This window comes from Marinospirillum sp. (genome assembly GCF_014859565.1).
Window position 1 is genome coordinate 1 of the sequence record NZ_JACUUA010000399.1, and the last position, 1,968, is coordinate 1,968.

General features: G+C 46.8%; 2 protein-coding genes. Both read left to right on the plus strand.

Going from position 1 to position 1,968, the window contains the following annotated elements; all coding sequences use genetic code 11:
• The first annotated feature begins 278 nt into the window (after positions 1–278).
• Complete coding sequence (locus IBX50_RS20170) at positions 279–1,544, plus strand: integrase arm-type DNA-binding domain-containing protein (protein ID WP_292258181.1); 1,266 nt, start codon at positions 279–281, stop codon at positions 1,542–1,544.
• 222 nt (positions 1,545–1,766) lie between these two features.
• Positions 1,767–1,968, plus strand: a 202-nt coding sequence (locus IBX50_RS20175) for an AlpA family transcriptional regulator (protein ID WP_292258182.1), incomplete at its 3' end; no start/stop codon positions are given.

Below are 1,968 nucleotides of genomic sequence, written 5' to 3' on the forward strand. Positions count from 1 at the left end.
ATTTAGGTTCTGGTGCCGTAAGGTGTGAGAGTTCGAGTCTCTCCGTCCGCACCATTCAATGATTTTTCCCTCCTCAAAATACCTTAATAACTCATACCAACTAAAGCCAACAGATAAGCGCAAACCCTTGTAAAAACTGGCTTTCAGCAGCACCCCATATACCCTTAATCCTGTTTTTTCTTGCCTACTCATACCAACTAGAAACAACCCCTACCACTTGCCTTTGTGTATCCCACCTTGTATCCTCGCTGAAAATGATAACTTTGGGATACAAGAGAATGAAAAGATCAGAGCTTAAACGCAAAGCTGGCGCGTCACTCACAGACACACAGCTGGATAACCTGCAGCCGGATTCAAAAGAATATCGAATCCTCGACAGTAATAACCTTTATTTCAGAGTGAAGCCCAACGGCGGGAAATCTTGGCAGTATCGGTTCAAACGATCCACTGGCAAGTGGGCATGGTTGGGGCTGGGGAGTTACCCTCAAGTGACGGGTGCGGCGGCCAGAAGGAAGGCGCTGGATGTTCAGCAGGACTTGAGCAATGGAATTGATCCCATTGAAGCAAAGCAGACTGCAAAGCAGAAAACTGAAGTAGCTGAAGCAATGAGTTTCAGACGTGCCTATGAAGATTGGCTCAAGTTCAAAACTGAAAACGGATTAGCAGAAGGAACACTGAGCCAGGTTGTCCGATATTTCACCGGCGATATTCTCCCTCTGATTGGTGACAAGCATCTGGATGATGTCAGTCGTGAAGATTGTGCATTGATTCAACAAAGGCTTGAAGGCCGTGGTGCCCATAACATATCCAAAAAAGTTCGATCATGGCTGAATCAAGTCTATGGTCGAGCAATCGCCCAGGGTAAAACTCAGAATGACCCAGCCAGCCGGTTATTGCATATCGCTGCAAAATCACCAAAGACACAGCGTTACCCACACCTCCTTGAGCCTGAGTTGCCTGATTTTCTACGCGCACTCAGAGCCAGTAACAGCCGGTTGACAGCGGTAACGGCCGCTTGGTTGTGCATCTGGACAGCGAGCCGCCCAGGCATGGTTAGACACGCTGAATGGGCTGAAATAGACCTCGCTGGCAAGGTCTGGCGGGTGCCTGCTGAGAAGATGAAAACGCGGGTAGCGCACGATGTACCATTATCGAAGCAGGCTGTTAATGCACTCACTGAGCTGCAAAGAGTCACTGGTCGGAGCCGCTGGGTTTTCCCTGGTGTTGGCAGCAAGAACCCAGTCATTTCAGAAAACACCATTAACAAAGTTTTTGCAGGCATCGGCTACAAGGGTCGAATGGTCGGACATGGATCACGACATACAGCATCCACGTTGCTGAATGAGCACAAAGATGAACATGGTTTTTCAAGTGATTGGATTGAGGCGCAGCTTGCTCACGCTAAGGCAGGTGTGAAGGGTGTCTACGATCAAGCCAGATATTTCAAGAGCCGCCAAAAGATGATGAACTGGTATGCCGATTATCTGGAGATGCTGGAGCAAAAGGAAGTGGACGAAAGAGACCATAGACTCAAGACTGCTTAGAATTATTTTGCATATTAAAAGGGGCTTTTATGCCCCTTTTTTTGTGTCTGGCTCTTGAGTTTTGGCTTTAAGTCATTGAAAAATAAGAAATTCCTGTTTTTACTGTATAACAAAAGTTGTACTTTGTACCACATAAGTTATTGATTTGCAAGTATTTTTATTTGACCGGATTATTTCAGGTGGTTAAATTCATACCACCACTAAATAACTGGAGTAAACAGAATGAACCTTGAGAGACAGTTAATCCGCAAGCACAGACTTTGCAAAATGCTGGATATGACCGCTGAGGGTCTGGGCAAGTTAATCGCAAGAGATGAATCATTCCCGCGTCCGATCAAGCTGGGCAACACACGCGGCGCGGCGGTTGTGTTTGATCTGGTAGAGGTCAACAACTGGTTAGAAGGGAATCGTTGTGGGAGTGCAG

Coding starts and splice junctions, on each gene's coding strand:
- IBX50_RS20170 (WP_292258181.1), top strand. CDS start 279: ATGAAAAGATCAGAGCTTAAACGCAAAGCTGGCGCGTCACTCACAGAC.